This window comes from Sporolactobacillus spathodeae, assembly GCF_016908935.1.
GTDB lineage: Bacteria > Bacillota > Bacilli > Bacillales > Sporolactobacillaceae > Sporolactobacillus > Sporolactobacillus spathodeae.
This window is the reverse complement of record NZ_JAFBEV010000006.1, coordinates 87,883-108,683: the sequence shown is the minus strand read 5'-3', so window position 1 is coordinate 108,683 and position 20,801 is coordinate 87,883. Positions and strand designations below refer to the sequence as shown.

General features: G+C 41.1%; 18 protein-coding genes and 1 pseudogene. 17 read left to right on the top strand and 2 right to left on the bottom strand.

Annotation, left to right across the window (positions count from 1 at the left end; translation table 11 throughout):
• Positions 1-81: 81 nt before the first annotated feature.
• The 7 genes from JOC27_RS04915 (at position 82) to JOC27_RS04885 (ending at position 8,136) form a co-directional block, all read left to right on the top strand.
• Positions 82-1,080, top strand: a complete 999-nt coding sequence (locus tag JOC27_RS04915; RefSeq protein WP_205005900.1) for a tRNA dihydrouridine synthase — start codon at positions 82-84, stop codon at positions 1,078-1,080.
• A gap of 1,127 nt (positions 1,081-2,207) precedes the next feature.
• Entirely contained in the window at positions 2,208-2,867 is a 660-nt protein-coding gene (locus JOC27_RS04910; protein ID WP_205005899.1) for a hypothetical protein, read from the top strand.
• 270 nt (positions 2,868-3,137) lie between these two features.
• Positions 3,138-4,034: a S8 family peptidase gene (locus JOC27_RS04905; protein WP_205005898.1), complete on the top strand. Its 897-nt coding sequence runs from the start codon at positions 3,138-3,140 to the stop codon at positions 4,032-4,034.
• 648 nt (positions 4,035-4,682) lie between these two features.
• Positions 4,683-5,012 (top strand): PadR family transcriptional regulator, encoded by a 330-nt coding sequence (locus JOC27_RS04900; RefSeq protein WP_205005897.1) that lies wholly within the window; start codon positions 4,683-4,685, stop codon positions 5,010-5,012.
• A gap of 14 nt (positions 5,013-5,026) precedes the next feature.
• A complete protein-coding gene (locus JOC27_RS04895) occupies positions 5,027-5,893 on the top strand; it encodes a pentapeptide repeat-containing protein (protein ID WP_205005896.1) in 867 nt (288 codons plus the stop codon).
• Positions 5,894-6,173: 280 nt separating this feature from the next.
• Positions 6,174-6,926 (top strand): hypothetical protein, encoded by a 753-nt coding sequence (locus tag JOC27_RS04890; RefSeq protein ID WP_205005895.1) that lies wholly within the window; start codon positions 6,174-6,176, stop codon positions 6,924-6,926.
• Positions 6,927-7,419: 493 nt separating this feature from the next.
• Positions 7,420-8,136 carry a DUF554 domain-containing protein gene (locus JOC27_RS04885; protein ID WP_205005894.1) on the top strand — a complete coding sequence of 239 codons (717 nt, stop codon included), beginning with the start codon at positions 7,420-7,422 and terminating at the stop codon, positions 8,134-8,136.
• Between the two features lie 221 nt (positions 8,137-8,357).
• On the opposite strand, the gene JOC27_RS04880 is transcribed toward JOC27_RS04885, so the two are convergent.
• Positions 8,358-9,242, bottom strand: a complete 885-nt coding sequence (locus tag JOC27_RS04880; protein ID WP_205005893.1) for a LysR family transcriptional regulator — start codon at positions 9,240-9,242, stop codon at positions 8,358-8,360.
• Between the two features lie 201 nt (positions 9,243-9,443).
• Between JOC27_RS04880 and JOC27_RS04875 the strand changes: the two genes are divergently transcribed.
• From JOC27_RS04875 to JOC27_RS04830, 10 genes and pseudogenes are all read left to right on the top strand, one after another.
• Positions 9,444-10,025, top strand: coding sequence for a LysE family transporter (locus tag JOC27_RS04875; RefSeq protein ID WP_205005892.1), 582 nt, complete (start codon positions 9,444-9,446; stop codon positions 10,023-10,025).
• A gap of 239 nt (positions 10,026-10,264) precedes the next feature.
• The gene (locus JOC27_RS04870) at positions 10,265-11,308 is read left to right on the top strand and encodes a hypothetical protein (RefSeq protein WP_205005891.1); all 1,044 of its coding nucleotides are present in this window, start codon (positions 10,265-10,267) and stop codon (positions 11,306-11,308) included.
• A 172-nt stretch (positions 11,309-11,480) separates the two neighbouring features.
• Entirely contained in the window at positions 11,481-12,041 is a 561-nt protein-coding gene (locus tag JOC27_RS04865) for a hypothetical protein (protein ID WP_205005890.1), read from the top strand.
• A 481-nt stretch (positions 12,042-12,522) separates the two neighbouring features.
• Positions 12,523-13,272: an SDR family oxidoreductase gene (locus JOC27_RS04860; RefSeq protein WP_205005889.1), complete on the top strand. Its 750-nt coding sequence runs from the start codon at positions 12,523-12,525 to the stop codon at positions 13,270-13,272.
• 69 nt (positions 13,273-13,341) lie between these two features.
• Complete coding sequence (locus tag JOC27_RS04855) at positions 13,342-13,623, top strand: hypothetical protein (RefSeq protein ID WP_205005888.1); 282 nt, start codon at positions 13,342-13,344, stop codon at positions 13,621-13,623.
• A 61-nt stretch (positions 13,624-13,684) separates the two neighbouring features.
• A complete protein-coding gene (locus JOC27_RS04850; RefSeq protein WP_205005887.1) occupies positions 13,685-14,068 on the top strand; it encodes a MerR family transcriptional regulator in 384 nt (127 codons plus the stop codon).
• Between the two features lie 82 nt (positions 14,069-14,150).
• Positions 14,151-15,134 (top strand): aldo/keto reductase, encoded by a 984-nt coding sequence (locus tag JOC27_RS04845; RefSeq protein ID WP_205005886.1) that lies wholly within the window; start codon positions 14,151-14,153, stop codon positions 15,132-15,134.
• Positions 15,135-15,148: 14 nt separating this feature from the next.
• Entirely contained in the window at positions 15,149-15,949 is an 801-nt protein-coding gene (locus JOC27_RS04840; protein WP_205005885.1) for a carboxymuconolactone decarboxylase family protein, read from the top strand.
• A pseudogene (locus JOC27_RS04835) lies at positions 15,942-16,358 on the top strand (cupin domain-containing protein). The gene JOC27_RS04840 and the pseudogene JOC27_RS04835 overlap by 8 nt, the downstream one beginning before the upstream one ends.
• A gap of 75 nt (positions 16,359-16,433) precedes the next feature.
• Positions 16,434-17,279, top strand: a complete 846-nt coding sequence (locus tag JOC27_RS04830) for an aldo/keto reductase (protein ID WP_205005884.1) — start codon at positions 16,434-16,436, stop codon at positions 17,277-17,279.
• A 198-nt stretch (positions 17,280-17,477) separates the two neighbouring features.
• On the opposite strand, the gene JOC27_RS04825 is transcribed toward JOC27_RS04830, so the two are convergent.
• Positions 17,478-20,624 (bottom strand): DUF3427 domain-containing protein, encoded by a 3,147-nt coding sequence (locus JOC27_RS04825; protein WP_205005883.1) that lies wholly within the window; start codon positions 20,622-20,624, stop codon positions 17,478-17,480.
• Between the last annotated feature and the right edge of the window lie 177 nt (positions 20,625-20,801).

Sequence of the window (20,801 nt, the reverse complement as noted above, 5' to 3'; positions counted from 1 at the left end):
CATGCTATAAGTGTTAAGAAAGTAATTTGGGGATAAGGTTTTTGGAAAGGTATCCCATAATGTGAGGATTTGAATTTAACGATGATCGATAATTTTTGGCGTGATTTGCCACGACCTTTTTTTGCGCTAGCACCAATGGAAGAAGTGACGGATGTTGTTTTTCGCCATGTGGTGAGTGAAGCAGCCAGACCTGATGTGTTTTTTACAGAGTTTACAAACACGGAGAGTTATTGTCACCCAGAGGGGATCCATAGTGTGCGTGGGCGTTTGACTTTTACAGACGATGAACAACCGCTTGTCGCTCAAATTTGGGGCGATAAACCTGAATGCTTTCGGCAAATGAGTATGGGTCTGGCGAAACAAGGGTTTAGCGGTTTGGATATCAATATGGGCTGCCCCGTACCGAATGTGACAGCGAATGGGAAGGGAAGCGGTCTTATCTTGCGTCCCGAAGTCGCAGCAGATATAATCCAAGCAACAAAAACAGGGGGATTGCCTGTCAGTGTGAAGACAAGGCTGGGCTACACGGCTGTAGATGAATGGCACGACTGGCTGACACACATATTGAAACAGGACATTGCGAATCTTACCATTCATCTGCGTACGAGAAAGGAAATGAGCAAAGTAGATGCCCATTGGGAACTGATTCCGGAGATTAAGAAACTTCGTGACCAAGTGGCACCGGATACACTTTTGACGATCAATGGCGATGTCACAGACCGTCAAACCGGCTTGAAACTCGCTGATCAATACGGTGTCGATGGGCTAATGATTGGGCGTGGTATTTTTACCAATCCATTTGCCTTTGAAAAGGAACCGAAAGATCATAGCAGTAAGGAACTGCTCGATCTGTTAAGGTTGCATCTGGATCTCCATGATAAGTATGCGGAAAAATTAGAGCTACGTCCGTTTACAGCGCTTCAACGTTTTTTTAAGATCTATGTCCGTAGTTTTCGCGGGGCAAGTGAATTAAGAAATCAATTGATGCATACAAAGTCAACAGATGAAGTGCGTGCATTGCTTGATAACTTTGTTCGGCAAAGAGAAAAAGACGATCTGGAGCCGCAATCTGCCCTATGACACACTCGGCGGCAGCACCTTCGTAATCTTCTTTCAGGTCACCCCGATAAATAGTGTTTCTTAGGGTTTAGGCTCTAAGGTATATTTCCGAAAAAAATTAATACTAAAGTGTGGACTAGATTTTAATTGGAGTAAAAAAAGACACTCTCCTGTTTGATGAGTGTCTTACTTTTGTAAGGAAAATTAAGGCGAATTCCACTAACGTAAGTATTCAAAAACTTACTACACACTGTACTCTACGCATCTTGAATCAGTCGTCCAATTAATTTTGTCGTAATAGGATTATTAAGCATTTTAGGCTGTGAAGGGTCATTCTACAAGCTGAAAGAAATAAAAAGATAGATGGGGATCTGAGAATCGGTAATAAATTCTCGGACCACCATCTTTTTTTATTCCTATTTCTTTTGATCAATCTGTAAAGTATTTCATCATTCAGAGTTGAATGCTTTATGACCTTCTCGATTTCTTTGAATAATTCATTCAATTGTTGTTCGTTAACTCGAGTGGATGAATCTTTGTCCAATTCTTCTTTAGTTGCAATTAATCTCATCAAAGAAATTTAGAGATGTTCTGGATAAACGTCTTCTCATCCGGATCAAAACGCTAAAAAAAAATCCATCATAAAGATACAAATTGATAATTTTAATAATGATAAAACGAGCTCATCGTTGTAGAATTCGAAGAGAAATTGCCGATGAAGAATAACAAGCGCTTGCTAAGGAGACTAACGCAAGGATATTGAACATAACAGAATAACTCAGAATACAACCGTCTTTAGCTGGAATGGTAGACCTGATGTTTTCACCTGTGATCATACTTTTAACCCCAACCACAACGATGCAGACGAGAGAAAATCGTGCTGGATCTTTCTGAGCAGCTAAAGTTGACGGGGAGAGGATGGAAGTTTCATGATGTTACTGGCATGATAATCTTCTGGGGAGTGGTGTTTGGGTTTTGAGAAATGTGTAAATACCTAGTTAATGGTAATTCTGATTTATACCCATTTAAAAATTGGAAAAGTCGAAAAATATAAATTAGTGTAGAAAATTATATATATAATAAATTTTCCCATTATGTTATTCTATTTTAGAAAACTAAGATATGAGTAATTATAGGGAGGAATTTGTATGGTGATAATAAGTCCCCAAAAAAAGTATCTAAAAGTTTTAGTTTCAATTTTTATCATAGCCATTTTACTTATACCATTTTTCCCGAGTAGTGCTTTTGCTGGTTCGTCAGTTCAACAGAACATAAATCAAACAAACAGTGATAGTAACGAAATAATAAATACATTAGATAAGTATGTGAATGCTGATGATGGGAAATTCGATATTGAACATATACCTACAAATGTAATTAATGAACTAGGTCGTGAAGAAGTCAATAAAATGATTGAAGGAATTCGTAATGTAAATCAGCTTGCTAAAAATGGTGAAGTTACTATAACGGATAATGGGACTGTATATGAAAGTAATGATGATGATATTGCTATTCAAGGTGGTAATGTTAACAAAGTTGTATGGCATTGGTGGGGGTTAGAAAGATATGCAAGTGTTTCACAGGCAAATCGTATTGCTCGAAATTTAAATAGAGCTGCTATTCTAGGAGGTACAGCATCGGGACTAATTACCCTATTCGGCTTTTGGCCAGTCGGAGTTGTGGGTGGGCTTTCTTCAGGTTATTGGGCATGGGCTGCAAATGATATTTCTTATGTAAACAGTTTATCAAATAGAGGAATTAAAATATCTTTTACTTGGGCGTTAGTTTACCATGTAAAAAAACAATAATACTGAGGAGTGGTCAAAAATGTTTGATAGATTAAAATTCATGTTGGATAGTAATAATAAGTATGTTTTTATGTTCGCCATTTTACCAATTTTATTCGCTGTTCTTGTGTTTTTTTTTAAAAATAAAATAAACTTAAAAACTAATAAAGTACTTCTCTTAAGTCTAATTGCGATTATATTAATAACGGATATTGTGACGGCAGGAATATTAATTTACTAAATATTTTTTGGGGGAGGCATAGCACTTAATATCATCCCAGTGCAATCACAATGAAAAAAATTAAAATGTGCATTTTAATTTTAACATTAATTTTTATATCATCATGTGGCAATCAATCAATTAATAATAAAAATTGGTATTATAGTAGTATAAATGTTGAACAACTCTGGAAATATTCAAAGGGTAAATCACAAACTATCGCAATAATAGATACAGGCATATCTAATTATGCAAAAAAATTGTATAAAGATAGAATTATTGGTACGTATAATAGTTTGGAAAAAAATTCAAATGTAACTGATGAAAATGGACATGGGACTGAAATGACAAGTATAGTTATTGGAAATGGGAAACATGGAGTTTGGGGAATTGCTCCAAAAGCAAATGTAATAATTATAAAAGCTATCGGTGCAAATGGAACAGTTAAACCAGAAAGTATAGCAAATGCAATAGAATATGCTGTGTCAAAAAAAGTTTCAGTAATAAACATGAGTTTTGGATCGTTTATATCAAATAAAAAAATTAAATACCAAATTAACAATGCAATAAAGAATCACATATCTGTTGTTGCAGCTGCAGGAGATTATGGGAATAAGGATTTGCTCTTTCCGGCAAGTATGAAAGGGGTTATATCCATAGAGGCAAAGAACAAAAAAAACAAAATTTGGAATTCATCAAATATCTCTCCCACTGCTGTAGCTGCTTTTCCAGGTGAAAAAATTAAAACTATTTCATGGAGGATTGGCTCAAACAAGAAATATATTATTTCGTATTCTTCAGGAACATCAGAAGCTACAGCGATAGCTAGTGGGTATATTGCTTTGTTAAGAGATCATTATGTCAAGAAGCACATTGAATTTACTAATAGCATGATAGTTAAAAAAATGCAATTGATAAGATCAACTAGTGTTGAAAATCCGGATTATCTAATATCATTTAGAAAATAATCAACAATATACATTTTAGTTTCTAAAAGCGGGGTTGATGGATCTTTTTTTGGTCACATATATCGTGCGAGAACTAAATATGAGGTATTAGAGTATAATGAGGAAAAAAGGGTTTATAGATTGAAAGAGAAAGATCTCAAGTAAAAACCGAGGTCCCAATATTACTTCTTTGTTAGTCTTAGGTGATCGAACCTTCACTTCAGTTGCAAAAGAAATTAACCGATGAGCAAATTAAGAATTTAGAAAAACAATTGACCGTAGTATTTTAGGGCAAATCGTGGAAGATTAAAACATATTTACCAAATAATTGTATTAACCTCTTTAACTTAACCAATGGGCTAACAGTTTTTTAATGTGTGGCCCTTTGGACTATGCCCACCCAATAGATTTACTGAGAGTAAAATTGGCGTGCATTGATTAGGATAAGTATTTGTATTAATGCCACAGGTAGAAAGTGTCCATAAACAAAGGGTCTTCAAACATTGCGATTTTCTTGCGGCAATTTTGCCGGAGGTGCCAATGTGAGAAGGCCTTATTTTTATTGTTTCAGGAATCATAGCAACGAGTTTTTAAGGCAAGGTAATAAAGTAAACAAAATACATTGACAGTAATAGTAATATAATGCAAAATGGTTATAGGGGTGATGAGATGGGTGAGAACAAAATCACATCCGACCTGCTGCGTGGTCACGCCGATACGATGATATTACGACTTCTATCCGAAGCTGATCGATACGGCTATGAAATTGTTAAGCTGATAGCTGAGCGATCAGGCGGTGAGTACGAATTAAAGGAAGCCACCATGTACTCCAGTGTTCGGCGGCTTGAGGCGGATGGTGATATCGAATGGTATTGGGGCGACGAATCTCAGGGCGGACGGCGTAAGTATTTTCGGATTACCAAAAAGGGCAAGGCCACTTACGTCAACAATAAAAGCAATTGGGCGTACGCAAAGCGCGTGCTCGATAACTTATTGTAAAGGAGTTTGATAGTATGAATGAGAAATTAACAAACTATTTAAATGGCGTTTTTGCCCCTTACGATGGCGTAAAAAGCGTGGCTGAACTAAAGGCTGATTTACTTTCCGATTTGCAGGAGCGATTCCGTGAACTCAAAGCTGAGGGCAAGGATGATGAAGCCGCATTTGAGATGACCATCGACAGCATTGGTGACATTGAGCAAACAGTACAGGATGTTGCAAATCTCTCCCGCTCTCTAGAACGTCAGGTCGTGACAAACTTTAGCGCAAGTGATCTGACAAAGAGCGACTTCGCGGGTGTTATCGCGCATAAAGGAAAATTTACAGCGAGCGCGTTGCGTGGATCCGATTTTGCGGGCGCTGATTTAACCGGCAGTTCGTTCAAGAGCAGCGATGTGCGGGAAGCAAATTTTGACGGCGCAAATCTAACCGACTGCGAACTGACCACCAATGACCTTGCAGGCGCGCACTTCCATCAATCAATTCTTGTGCGCACCAACTTCAGTAAATCGGGGCTAGTGGGCGCAACATTCGCCGACATAAAACTACGCGACGTCAAGCTGACGATGACCGACCTTAGAAAGACGGTCTTTGAAAACTGTACCTTCAACGGTGTGGATTTCAAATACTGTGACATGCGCGGGCTGCGCTTGGACGGAATGACCTTTATTGGTGTCAAGTTTGACAAGACGGCGCTGAACGAAGTGACGTTTAAGGGTGCAACACTTAAAAACGTATCTTTCCGTCCGACATTTACTTTTACTAATAAATACTACCGTGCGATTAAAACAATTTCCTTTGACGGCGCGATGATGGATAAGCTTACTTACGCCGCGCTCAAAGGCATGGGCGCCGATTTAACGAAGGTTACTATTAGTTAAGAAGTGAAGAAAATGCAAAACAAAGTAATTTAAGTGAAAGTGCTGCATAAGTCCTGCAAGAAACCTCGATGAGTATTTATTTTCGCATCTTTAATTAAGCCGTCAAAGAGGTTTATACTTGTGCTGTTGGAATATTAGCTTAATTTTTGAATGACCATTATCCTTATATAAAAATAGGCATGACCCTGTTGTCTCTTTGATTTGTAGCTGTTCGATAAATATACGAAGTAATTCTAGTAGTACTTATTGGAAAATTACTTTTCATAAAGAGGGAAAATTGATGACATACAGGCGGTACAAAAGCGATGTAACTTTATCAAAGAAAGAAAAAGAAGAACTCATTGCTCAATATATCAGTTATTATGAGAATTTGATTGCGAAACAAGGAATCGATGTACTTAATGTAAAAATTGCTCGTGAAGTATTTGAACCCATTTTGGATAAAATCGGTACGTTATTAAACATGCAGGCTAATAAGTTGGCTCATGAAGATGGGGATGTAAAAAATTTTTTGGAAGCTAATCCATTGCCCCCAAAAATGAAAGAATTGTTATCAGATGACTTTAGAGCTTTTTCGTTGCTTCTTAATGCTTTAAAACAATGGGTATCCGCTGAATCAGCAGCGACAGACCGTTTCTTACTTGGAGGTGCTGCCAGAGATTTATGTCGTTCAGCTGTGGATCACTGTATGGTCACAGGTGAAGATCTAGGGGAAAGGCCAGAGCTTCATCATCCATTAAGAGATGGGCGGCCACCGATATTATTGAGTAAAATAGGTCATTCCACAATCGAACATCAACAGGGTAATGATTCATTCAGCGATGGTAGTGAGGACAAAGTTTGGAATAGGATAAAGCAAATTAAGCGCGAGCGACATATGTCATGGGTGCAACTTCGAGAAGGATGTATGGCGATTCAAACGGGAAACACAGGATATAGAACCAACGCAAAATCCTTTGCTAATAAAGTTATCCGTGAATTAGATTTATCTGCAGCAAAAATTATTGATGTGCTAAACCAAAACAATGTCTAAAAGAAAGTGGCTCTAATTTTAATTATGATAAGCGGGGCGGTATCCATTTTTAGCCCTATCATTATATGTCCATAGTTTTCAAAAAGTTGAAAGGAATGGACGGTTATCAGATAAGTGGTCATGCATCATGCAGAGTATGATATCAATTTCACATAATTTGGGCGACTAAAGTATCGTTATCGACATTAAAAAGATCAGAAAAAAAGGAAAACCTGTTCTATAATGAACAGGTCGTATTTTTATAGGCTTGAGAATGTATAAGATATCGTGCGAAAATGGAGCGAAGGCGCGAGACCCGCGTCAAACGAGCAGCCGAAGTGCAATTTTTGCAAAAAAAAGACTTGTCTCCGCCAAGTTATTCTCAACTTTCCATCCTCACTTAACTCGGCAACTGGAACAAACGACTCTGTCCGCAAAGAATGAGCCTCTAATAAGACGCCGATTAAATTGAAAACAGTATAAGAAATAAGAGAGCTTTAAAGGAGATATGAAAATGCCCGTAGGTGTTATCGTAAATGTATTGTCTGTACTCGTTGGTAGCCTCATTGGCGCCTTCTTTGGTGATAAAATTCCTGAGAGGCTTCGAGTGGCCATGCCGATGACCTTTGGGGCTGCGTCCATGGGTATGGGAATTGCACTGATTGTAAAAGTTGAGACACTCCCGGCAGTCGTTCTTGCCTTGGTTTTAGGCAGTGCGATAGGTGAGCTGATTCAATTGGAAAAAGGGATTGAATGGTGCGCCAATAAAGTGCGCAGACCGATTGAAAAATTATTCTCTAGCAATAATTCAATGACGCCCAAGTTTTTCTTGGAACAATTCGTTGGCATCGTCGTTTTATTTTGCGCCAGTGGGACAGGGATTTTTGGCGCTTTGAATGAAGGGATGACCGGCAATGCGTCTATTCTCTTTTCAAAATCCATTCTTGATTTTTTCACAGCCGCAATATTTGCCACGGCATTAGGTTATATGGTCATGACAATTGCTGTGCCGCAATTCGCTATCCTTCTCGGTTTATTTTTAAGCGCCGGATTCATTTTGCCGCTGGTAAACAATCATTTAATTAATGACTTTTCGGCGTTAGGCGGTATTATCATGCTAGTTACTGGCCTAAGAATCAGCGGAATCAAGTCTTTTCCAGTTGCCAATATGCTCCCAGGGTTAATCCTTGTCATGCCACTTTCAGCACTTTGGCTGCGTTTTTTTAGCTAATTCCAAATATTTTACGGTGCCTCACTTTTTGCAAAGGTAAGTATAAGACTTTGCACGTAAAATACAGCGAAGTTCGCGAGACGCCTGCGGGAACAGCGTGCCAGACGGGCCTCGCAGATTCTAGTCTGTCTGAGGAGGCTCTCGGTGCGCCCGCGGCAAGCGAGCGATCGGTGCGCATTGCGCAAAAAAGGACTTGGTATAGCCAAGTCTATCTAATCGTCTTACTTTGTTTTCACGCACAAATCAATGAAGGCTTGCATTAATGGACTGATCCATTTGTTCTTATGATGACCGCAGACGGCAGAAATCTGTGGGTTTTTCAGATCGGTTGGGATTTCGACCAACTCTCCACGGTCCAGTTCCTCTTGTACCGTAAATTTAGGAAGAAATGAAATGCCAACATTGCTTTTGACCAGATTCTTAATCGTAGGAATGCTCCATAACTCAATTGTATGATCAAGCCGAATCGATTTTTCACGAAGGTATTGTTCGAAAATTTGCCTGAATATGCAATTCTGCTCATTGATGATAAAGGAAACCGAAAGCTGTTGATCAGCTGTGATGAAATCGGGATAGCGCTCCTTTATTTGCGGTGAGGCTACTAAGAGGACCGGATAGTCACCCAATGAATAGGTTGTCAAATTCGAACCGAAGCCGCCTACATTTTGATAAAACACGCCCAAATCGAGCGTGCCGTTAATCAATTCATCGCGAATATCATAGCAGTTCATCGAGCGGAGAAACAGACGGGCTTTTGGCGCTTGCTGATGAAATTGCCTGAGGATAGACGGCATTTGGTAGCAGAGCTGCGATTCGGCAATGCCAATTTGTAAATCCCCCCGACATTCCGTCAAATCATTTTCAAAGCAGCGCATTTTATTGACTGACGCAAGGACGTCGTCGACATAGGGGACGAGCTGTTCTCCCGCCTTTGTCAGTACCATCCGTCGGCCAATCTTCTCAAATAACTGAGCACACAGCTCTTGCTCCAACTGTCCAATCTGGAACGTGATCGTCGACTGCGTGTAATTCAGCTTATCCGCGGCCTTTGCAAACCCGCCTTCTTCCACGATTGTTTTGAATGTATTCAGATACTTGAGATCCATAGCATTCACCTCTCGAATACTTTAATATTATTGAACTAAAAATTTAACAATTTCAATTTGAATGAATGAACTTCTGACGGTATGATAGCATGCATAAGGCGTCCATGCAATGGTTGGTTTCAAGTTTGGGAATCCATTTTCATGAGCCTTTTCATGCGGTGACGGCACTGCGTGGTATCTATCATTGGAGGTTATCGAAACATGAACATCTCAGCATTTCTCTCTTATACTCTTTTAACGGCCTATACGCCCGGTCCGAACAATATTGTGTCGATGACCAATGCGGGCAGAGACGGTCTGAAACGGACGCTCCCATTTCTACTCGGCATCATCACAGGTTTTATTGTCGTGATGGCTGCCTGCGCCGCTTTTTCCTCATTGTTGTATGCCTTCATACCGACCATTCAGCCGATGATGCTCGTTGTCGGGGCGGTTTATATTCTTTGGCTCGCATGGACGATCTGGCGGGACAAGCCGCACGAAGGGAAAGGCGGGATCACGCAGGCCAATTCCTTTATTTCTGGGATGCTGTTACAGTTTGTCAATGTGAAAATTATTCTTTATGGCATCACCGCGATGTCCTCGTATGTTCTGCCTCATCATCACGATGTGGCCACTATTGCACTCTTTGCTCTGTTGCTGTCCGCCATTGGTACTTCTGGTTGTCTCTGTTGGGCCGTTTTCGGCGCAGTTTTTGAAAAGTTATTTAACAACTATCGAAAAGCGATCAACGCCATCATGGCTCTGCTACTTGTTTATTGTGCGCTATCGTTGTTTCTATAAGGTAAGCATCAAATAACCCACATCATAACTAGGTGTGGGTTATAAAATATGATGAATATCAAAACAGCTCAATGAAAAATTTTTTAAAAAGACCGCTGTGTTACGCTTTGCGTAGGAAATTCTCGTCTCTTTAGTCACACGAATGACCTGTAATTCCAAAACCACGTGTTGTAATCATCAACCAGATGATAGTACTATCAAAATGCAGAGGTTTTATAAATATAACGAGGTGTCACTAAATGCGTGTGTCGGAACTGAGAAATGCACTCGAAAAATACAATCAGGATGACCTGTCTCAGATAGTTGTTGACTTATATAAAATCATTCCTAAAAAATTGCGTGATGAAAAAGCGGTTGACACGATGTTGGCAGACTTTCAGCAGTTCAAAGAAGCTGAAAAAAGGAAACGAAAAGAATCTAAAAATGTCAGTGTCAATGATTTGGAACATGAAATAACGGAATTTATTCAAAACGCCTATGACCAAAATTATCTTGCGCCAAATCAGTCTATTAAGAAAAAAGATCGTCCAAAGTGGCGATTCGTCGTCAGATCATACATAAAAAATTTACAGCAAATACCTGTTGACAGTGCGGAAGGAAAACGGGCGACAACGCTTCTTGAAAAACTATATGAAATGCTGTGCTATGCATCTGAGTATATAATATTTAACACAGACGATCCGTTCCGATCGGTAGGGATTGAACAAGATAATTTATTTGATACAGTACTTAAAAGAAAATTTGCTGTGGGAATGGACAGGGAAACAATAAAATCTGCCATTAAGCAATTAATTAATTGTTCTCTAGGCAGGGAAACCCTACGATCGTTCCTGATTAATGTATTCATATCAAATCTGAAAATCGCTGATACGAAAGAAATTGCCATCGAGCAGTGCATTCAGTTAAAACAGGAACTAGAGAAACAAAAGGCAACACCGGCAAAGAAATCATGGGAAAGTGAAGATAGCGAGTATCGACGTAAAGAAAAAATAAATGATATCGTCGAAACTATTTTCAGGCTTAAGATCAATTTATGCGACTATGACTCAGCAATCAGCTATTTTAAAGAAAATATCCTGGAGAGATCCAAAGAAATCTCACTGTATATCCTGCTTCATATGCTTGAAAAATACGATCAGAAAAATTTATGGCTGAGAGAATACGAAACGGCGGTAAAAGAAGGGGTAAAACCGAGAAATCAACTGCAATTTAACTATCAATCTTTAAAAGAAAAAGGACAATTCGCCAATAGTTATTTTGAATCTTTGGAGGATGGCTGGTAATACAATCCTTCTGACCATTGCTATTTTCTGAAAGAAATAGAGAAGATAATGAGCGCACGTTTTCTTGCACATGGACTACGCCGAGCTGGAGAACGTTTCTGGTTCTGTTGAATCACACTATAGCAAGTTTTATGTAGATGTTAGCATGAATATATAAAACTGGGAGTAGCCTATGAAAAAAGCTTATATTATAATATCGGGAATACTAGCTTTATTAATCCTTGTCTTTTTAATACTTGGCTTTGTTTATCCGTTTTCTTTTTTTAACGTTACGCATCAAGTGTCTATTACCTCCGATCACTACGTCGTTCAAGAACAAAAAAAAGAAGTCAATAAACTTCACTCGCTTCAAAGAACAGCACATTTAAACAAAGATACACAAATATTAATTGATGAAACAAATCAGTATCTAAAGCAAAAATGGCTTTTACAAAAGCATTACAAATTTTCATACAATGATATCGCTTCGCAGAAGCAATTGACTAAAAACTTGATAGCTGAAGTGGATTCCTATCGTAAGCAAAATGGTCGATCATTATCTCAAGACGCCAATGATTACCTTTCAACTTTCAGGCAATATCTTAAAGGAACTATCCACGACAGCAATCTCATTTTAGATAATCATATGATTACAAGGAACACTCTAAAGCTCCAAATATTTAATCTTAGGGGGTCTTATAACAATACAGCTTACACAATTAACATGTTTGTAAAACAACTTAATAACACTTAATTTTGTTCAGCTCCGAATAGTAAATCGGAGCTCTTTTACTTGATAAGGAATAAAAAAAGGCTGCCTCAAAGTCGAAAAATCGACTTTTGAGACAGCCTCTTTGGTACGGATATTGCTTTCAAAATCAATGATAACTACTCAAGCGAATATTCCTGAGTTCCCGCTCTGTACATTCTCTTTTTATGTGAATGGTATAGTAATTAATCAACTGTGAGAAGCCGATCATATCGACTGATCTGTGATTTATACTGTAATCAAATATTTCGTTTATTGTATGAATCGAAATCGTCGGTGTTATTTGTTTGATTAGCCTATATTTTTCTTCGCTATCCATTTTACGCTCAAAAAAATGGGAAAAGCGCACGAACGAAACCCGAAACCGCTCACCGCTTGACTTGGAGTTCACTCAAAGGTTTAAGGTGAATTTATTAAAAGGTTCCTTTCGCAAATCAAAGAACCTTAAAAGAAATGAGGGGTAGTAATGGCACATACAGAAAGTAAAGTCGTCGTTATAACCGGCGCGTCAAGTGGTATTGGCGAAGCAACAGCTAAATTCTTAGCCGAGCGCGGAGATAAAGTGGTACTCGGTGCCCGTCGTGAACAACGCCTGCAAAAATTGGTCGAAGAGATCAAGCGTGCCGGTGGTTCCGCCATCTATCATGTTACGGATGTCACTTCTCGATCAGAGGTTGAAGCGTTGGCAAAGCTTGCCCTGGATGAATATGGACAAATTGATGTGTGGGTGAATAATGCCGGTCTCATGCCCCATTCAACATTTGATAAGTTAAAGGTTGATGAGTGGGAAAGAATGGTTGATGTCAATATTAAAGGTGTTCTATACGGTATTGCAGCCGCTCTACCATCGATGCGGGAACGTAAGAGTGGTCAGTTCATCAACCTGTCATCGGTTGCCGGACATAAAACGCATCCAGGCGGCGGTGTGTATAGCGGGACAAAATATGCTGTCCGCGCAATTAGCGAAGCTTTACGTCAAGAAGAGGCAGTCGCACAGAGCAATATTCGTGTAACGATTGTTTCTCCGGGTGCTGTTGCGACAGAGTTGCCGAATAGTATTACGGATCAGGACTTGAAGCCCGGCATCGATCAGTTATACGAGGCGGTTGCCATTAGCGCGACGCGTATCGCGGAAACGATCGCTTTTGCAATCGATGCTCCGGTGGATACATCACTGAATGAAATCATCGTCCGTCCAACCATGCAACAAGTATGATTTTTAAAAATTTGACAAGAAAGTATAGTATTTTGTGCAAAAAATGGAGCGGAAGCCTCCGGCCCCAGCTTGTCGGAGACGCGCGGCGCCCGCGGCAAGAAGCCGGAGCACATTCGATGCAAACAAGAACGTAACATCGACAGAGTAGGAGTCGACATCGACAGAGTAGGGGTCGACATCGACAGAGTAGGGGTCGACATCGACAGAGTAGGGGTCGACATCGACAGAGCAAGGCGCGACACCGACAGAGTAGAGCGTAACATCAGCAGAGTCATAAATTTTGTATGGCTTTTGCGTAAGAATGCAGCGCCTGCGGCAAGCGAGCGACCGAAGCGCATTCGTTACAAATAGAACTTGGCTAAGCCAAGTTTTACTTAGGCAAAATCATTTTTTATTAAAAGGAATGAAGACTATGAATATCAAAATGGTAAGTAAAGAGACGAATGTGTCAGCCGATACGATTCGCTACTATGAGCGAATTGGCTTAATCCCACCGGTTAAGCGGAATGAAAATGGTGTTCGTGACTTTGATGATGAAGACCTGCGCTGGATAGCTTTTAGTCGATGCATGCGTGACGCAGGTATGCCTATCGAAGCGTTAATTGAATATTTGCAGCTTTTCCGTATCGGCGACAGTACCATTCAGGCAAGAGTTGATCTCTTACGTGAACAGCGCAATGACCTTCAAGATCGGATTGACGTCATGCAGCATGCGCTCGATCGTTTGAATTTTAAAATAGAAAACTATCAGAGCCATATGGTTGCTGCTGAAAAAAAGCTGAAACCTTTTGAATAAGCGAAAATATAGAGCGTGTTCAATAGGGCGTTGTAAAGGTGTTTAAAGCGCAGCAACAATTTAATAAATGGGAGGGCTTAAAATGAAAAAACGCCAATTAGGAAAAAGTGGTCTTGAGGTTTCTGCAATTGGGTTAGGCTGCATGGGCATGAGTTATGGCTATGGACCTGCCGCAGACGAAAAAGAAATGATTGCTCTCATTCATTCTGCCATTGATCGCGGGGTTACATTTTTTGATACCGCGCAAATTTACGGACCTTTTCTAAACGAAGAATTGGTGGGCAAGGCCCTTGAGCCATACAAAGGAAAAGTGGTCCTCGCTACCAAATTTGGAATAAAAATGGTGGATGGCCGGCAGGTGCTTGACAGCCAGCCGGAGCAGATCCGGAAATCCGTTGAAGAATCGCTTAAACGGCTCAAAGTTGAAACCATCGATTTGCTCTATCAACATCGTGTGGATCCAAATGTGCCGATTGAGGAAGTAGCTGGCGTGGTACAGGATCTGATTAGGGAAGGGAAAGTCAAATATTGGGGACTTTCTGAAGCCGGTGTTCAGACGATCCGCCGTGCCCATGAGGTTCAGCCAATTACTGCCGTGCAAAGCGAATACTCGATGATGTGGCGGCAGCCTGAAAATGAACTGCTGCCTGCGCTTGAGAAACTGGGAATTGGCTTTGTACCATTTAGTCCGTTAGGAAAAGGATTTCTTACCGGAAGCATCAATAAGCATTCCACTTTTGGCAGCTCTGACTTCCGAAGTATTGTGCCTCGCTTCACTTCAGAGAATATCGAAGCCAACCAGGTTTTGGTCAATCTGATTCAGGAAGTCGCATCAGCTAAAAATGCAACGCCTGCTCAAATCGCGCTTGCATGGGTACTTGCGCAAAAGTCGTGGATCGTTCCAATTCCAGGAACACGGAAGTTGGCGCGTCTGGAAGAAAATTTAGGTGCGGCAGACATTGAGCTAACAAATGAAGAACTTCGAAGTTTGAACGATGCACTTTCTAAAATTGAACTATCGGGCGCTCGCTATCCCGCAGAATTCGCAAAAAGAGCGGGGAATTGATAATGGAGGACAACATGGCAATCACAGAGTTTGCTAGAAATTATCATCAACGGCTGTTTCCAGGCTATCAATCAAACTTTTTAGAAACAGATCCTGAGTTTATTGAACGCTTTGACAACTTTGCTTTTGACGAAGTCGTAAACAGCGACGACTTGGATGACCGGACACGGATACTGGCGATTTTGGCAACACTGATTGGGACCCAGTGTGTGAATGAATACAAGGCAATGATGAAAGCCGCTTTGAAATTTGGCGTCACTCCGGTTGAAGTCAAAGAGGGTGTCTATCAAGCAGTAGCTTACCTCGGCATCGGCAGAGTGTTTGATTTTCTGCAGGCGACTAATCAGGTGTTGACGGAGCAAGGCGTCAAACTGCCGTTGGAACAACAGGCGACAACAACGACAGAGAACCGGCTGGAAAAGGGAGTTCAGGCGCAGGTTGCTATCTTCGGACCTCAGATGGCAGAGTTTTATAAGTCTGGACCTGCTGAATCACGCCATATCAATCATTGGTTGGCAGACAATTGCTTCGGGGATTATTACACAAGGAACGGGCTTGACTATAAAAAACGCGAAATGATCACCTTCTGCTTTCTATCTGCACAGGGTGGTTGTGAGCCGCAACTGACCAGTCATGCGGCAGCAAATATCCGTCTCGGCAATGATAAAGAATTCTTAATAAAAGTCATCTCCCAATGCTTGCCATATATAGGCTATCCAAGGAGCTTGAATGCGCTTCGTTGTGTCAACGAAGCAGCTAATCAGGATAAACGCGAACGAACAAATGAAAAAGCTAGGGGCAGTGAACATGAGTGAATCTCAGAATTTAAGCAAAGGCGTTATTTTTCCGATTGGGGACAAACTTCCGAAACAATTCAGCAGTAATTTTATTGGACAGGCCTATTTGAAGATGCTGACAACGACCGGAGTGACAATCGGAAATGTGACTTTTGAGCCGGGTTGCCGAAATAATTGGCATATTCATCATAAAGGCGGTCAGATTTTGCTCGTCACCGGAGGGCGTGGTTAATATCAGGAATGGGGAAAAGAAGCTGTGGCGCTACATCCGGGCGTTGTAGTCAATATTCCGCCGGAAATAAAACACTGGCACGGCGCCGCAAGCGATAGCTGGTTTTCACATCTGGCGATTGAAGTCCCTGCAGAAGGGGCCTCTAACGAATGGCTGGAGGCCGTTACTGATGAGGTTTATGGAAAATTGAGCTAAAAAGGATCGTGAAATATTGAATGTCCCGCTAGATTCCGGAATACTGCGCGGTAAATGAACAGGAGGACAAAAAATATGGACTATGTGACGTTGAATAACGGGGTGAAGATGCCGGTTTTAGGCTATGGTGTTTACCAGATTGCAGATCAGGACGAATGTGAGCGATGCGTTCTTGATGCGATCGACGTCGGTTATCGCTCGATTGATACGGCGCAGGCTTATCGAAATGAAGCAGCTGTAGGCCGCGCAATTAAAAAAAGTGGTGTGCCGAGAGAAGAATTATTCATTACAACCAAAGTTTGGGTTTCCAATGGAGGCTATGAGAAAGCAAAGGCATCGATCGAAGAATCATTCAAAAAGCTGCAACTGAATTATTTGGATCTCCTACTGATTCATCAGCCGTTTAATGATTATTATGGGACATACCGCGCGATGGAAGAGTTTTATAAAGCAGGGAAAATAAGGGCGATTGGTGTTAGCAACTTCTATCCCGACAGATACGTTGATCTTGTTCAGTTCAGTGAAGTGGTTCCAGCTGTGAATCAAGTAGAGACGCATGTATTCAATCAGCAGGCGGAAGCACAAACATATTTGAAAAAATACAAGACGCAGATTGAATCTTGGGGACCTTTTGCAGAAGGTAGAAATGATCTGTTTACGAATCCAATTTTAAAAGCAATCGGCGAAGTGCACACTAAATCTGTAGCGCAGGTGGCCTTGCGCTTTCTGATTCAAAGCGGCGTGGTGGTCATCCCAAAATCGACGCATAAAGACCGAATGGAAGAAAACTTCAACGTGTTTGATTTTGAACTGACCGCAGACGAAATGGAGAAAATATCTGGATTGGATACTGGCAAAAGCCTTTTTTTCTCACATTATGATCCGAAGATGGTTGAGTTATTAACCAGTCATGTTCTTTGAAAACGTGAAAAATAATCATAATGTGTTTTTGTTCAAAGATAAAAAAATTGAGGTACCACAGAGCTGTCACTGTGGTACCTTTTCTTATACTTGAATAGTTTGAGACGTACTTTCTTTGATCATTACGAACAGTGCCTTAACAACAAAAAGCAAAAGTTGGCATAAGGTGTAGGTCCGTTTCGCATTCAAGAAACCTGATCAACCGACAATCAATTTATTCGTTTTCTTCAGGAATTTTGCTGGAATCGATTTTCTTAATCGCCAGACTATGTTCATTGGCCGGCTGCCTTCGTGTTTCACATAATCGGCCAGACCGAGAAAAGTATACGGAGCGGTTCCTCCCAGATCACTGCGATAGTCACGCACGAACAATAAAATGTTGCTGTCAAGCTGATGGTGATGAATATAGCGCTGACCTGTTTTCGAATTGTCAGCTGTTGTGCTTTGGCTCTGCCAATGAAACAGTCGGTCACTAATCGAATAATCACGGTACATCGTTGTGGGTGAATAATCTTTATCGGACTTATTAAGCGTGATGAAGAATGCGTCGATTTTTTTATCGGGTAAGTATTTCACGCCTTCGCGCACCGTCGACGGACGCATAAAGTCAAGCGCGACGAGGATTTGATCGCGCGTATAGCTGCAATGCAGGTCAAGCGAACAATCGAAGCCGAGCGGTACAGGTTCATCGACAAAGTCAATTTGGCGCAGTTGGTAGCGCAATAACTCGAGCAATTCATTAAAAAGCACAGGGTTATTTTTTAGCTGTATGAGCGTCTCTTGAAGCTGCGTGTCCTCGCTGCCTTCTGCTTTTTTGGACCAAACGGTGAAGGAAAACATCCGCAGCATGCGTCGCTCGGCATCTGACAGTGACGATAGAGGTATTGTATCTATTTTCGGTAATGTATCGATCAAAAAGGTCAGCCAGCGGCGAGAGTCGATCGAACAGATTCGGAGGAAAGCTTTTGTCAGCATGGATTCAAGCGGGTCGTCAAAATTGCTACGAACACCAGCATCCGCGCAGAGTCGCGAAAAACTCGCTTTTTTATAAATCGTGCGCACGTCGAGATGGTAATAATCAATAAAATTTTCAAGTGTTAATTTCTTGCCGGAATCACTTTCGAAAGCGGCGATCCGAGAAATAAAGCCGGAACGAGAACCAAATGACTGGCGTATATTTTCAAGGATCGAAGCGCGTGCTTTCTTCTCTAATTGGACAAAGCAACCCTTTGGCAAGGAGACGAATCCCTCTTCAATTTCACGCTTCAGTCCTGTTGTCGCACGGGTAAGCAATGCCGTAAATTTATCTGTGAAGCTGTATTTCTTATTGGCTTGCCCGATAAAGTCTAGAACGGTCAGGCATTCTTTATCGTCAGCGAGACGCAGACCGCGTCCGAGCTGCTGAAGGAACACGGTGAGGCTCTCTGTTGGGCGCAGAAAGAGGATCGTGTTGATTTCCGGAATATCGACCCCTTCATTGTAAAGATCAACGACGAAAATAAATCGAATCTTGCCGCTGATCAACCATTGTTTTGCTTGGTTACGTTCTTCATCAGGCGATTGGCCACTTAAAGAGATCGAGGGGATGCCGTTCGTGTTGAACTGCTCAGCCATATAATTTGCGTGAGCGATAGAGACACAGAATCCAAGTCCTTTTACGTCATCAATGTCTGTTACATAGTTTAACGTCGATTGAATGATCAGCTTGGCACGTTTGTCAGCTGCAGCTCGATTGAGCGTGTACACATTCGATAGCTCCGTTCGGTCATAGCCACCCCGTGTCCATTTAATTTTGGAAAGATCAACGTCATCACTCACTCCAAAATATTGGAAGGGGCAAAGTAATTTGCGATCGATCGCCTCTGGTAGCCGAATTTCCGCGGCGATGTGATGATCAAAATAAGAAAGGATATCTCGGCCATCCATACGTTCCGGGGTTGCCGTCAGTCCAAGCAATATTTGCGGCTGATAATAGGATAAGAGCGTTTGATAGGTTCTTGCTGCCGCATGGTGAAACTCATCGACGATAATGAAATCATAAAAATCAGGGGAAGTATGGGAAGTCAGTGATTGCGAATTAAACGTTTGAATGGAGATGAAAAGTTGGTCGATGGCTTCCGGCCGAATTTTCCCCACAAATAAATCGCCAAAATTATTATCACGTAACACGCTGCGAAAGCAGGCAAGGCTTTGTTTCAAAATTTCTTCTCGGTGCGCGATAAAAAGCAACCGACACGGCTTGCCACTGTTCTTCTGGCGAAATCGTTTATAATCAAAGGCAGCGACGACAGTTTTTCCCGTTCCGGTTGCGGCAACAAGCAAATTCCGCCAGCAGTTGCGTACCTTACGCTCGGCATCGAGTTTATCGAGAATTTCCTGTTGATAAGGATAGGGCGCGATATCAAATAAATAGGGCTGGATATTAGAACTTGAATGCTGCTCCATTTGCAAGGCTTGTGAGAGCCTTGCTTTTTCAATCTCTGTATAGGGTTCGAATTCGGATGAATTCCAATAGCTTTCGAATGTCGCACTTATTTTATCAATTGTGGAAGGGAGATCGGTTGCTGTTATTTTAACGTTCCATTCAAGACCGCTGGAAAGCGCTGCGTTTGATAGATTGGATGAACCGACATAGGCGGTTGTAAATCCGTTTGAACGATAAAAGACATAAGCTTTGGCATGCAATCGTGTGCGTTTTGTATCATATGAGATTTTAATCTCTGTATGAATCAGACGATCGAGCGCTTCAACGGCTTTCAAATCAGTGGCACCCATATAGGAGGTAGTAATCACGCGTAATTGACCGCCTTTTTGCGTGAAAGAACGAAGCTCATCGATGATTAGCCGAAGACCACTCCACTTGATAAACGAAACGAGCAAGTCAATCCGATCGCAGGAGAGAATCTCCTTTTTTAACTCGGTAAACATATTTGGCTCATGCCTTGCACCGGTAAACAAAGAACTCTCAGCGACGGACGTTTCTGGACGTATTATTTTTGACTTTTCATTGAGTGCATAAATATTATTTCTTTTATCGATTAACGCAAGTAATTGTTCCGCTTTCTGATCGACGGTCAGTGTGTCAAGTGCTTGTTCATCAGTTGCTTGCAAAATGGTATGGACAATTTGATTGACCAGATGGACTTGAGCGTGCAGATCACCACCGGTATCTTTCAAATGAGCCAATCCTTTTTCAATCACGGAAGAGACATATTTTGATAGCAGTTGTGAAGCTTCTTCACTGTCAATTGGGGTGGTTTGCGTCAGCCAATTCTCATGATTCTTATTCAGATCATCTCTAATCGCTTTATTGATGATTTGTTCATAGATACCCATTTTCAGCACAGGATCATCCCTCTATTTTCAAAAGACTGGATAAGCGTTAGAACAATTTACTAGACTTCGAGTAAGCGCTTGTTCTCTTCGTTGAAGCTAGTTTAGATCATTATTTTTTGTTTGAAAAGATTTGCGAACGCTACCCTGCTGATAAATTGAATAATTTAAACATAACATTTCAATAAC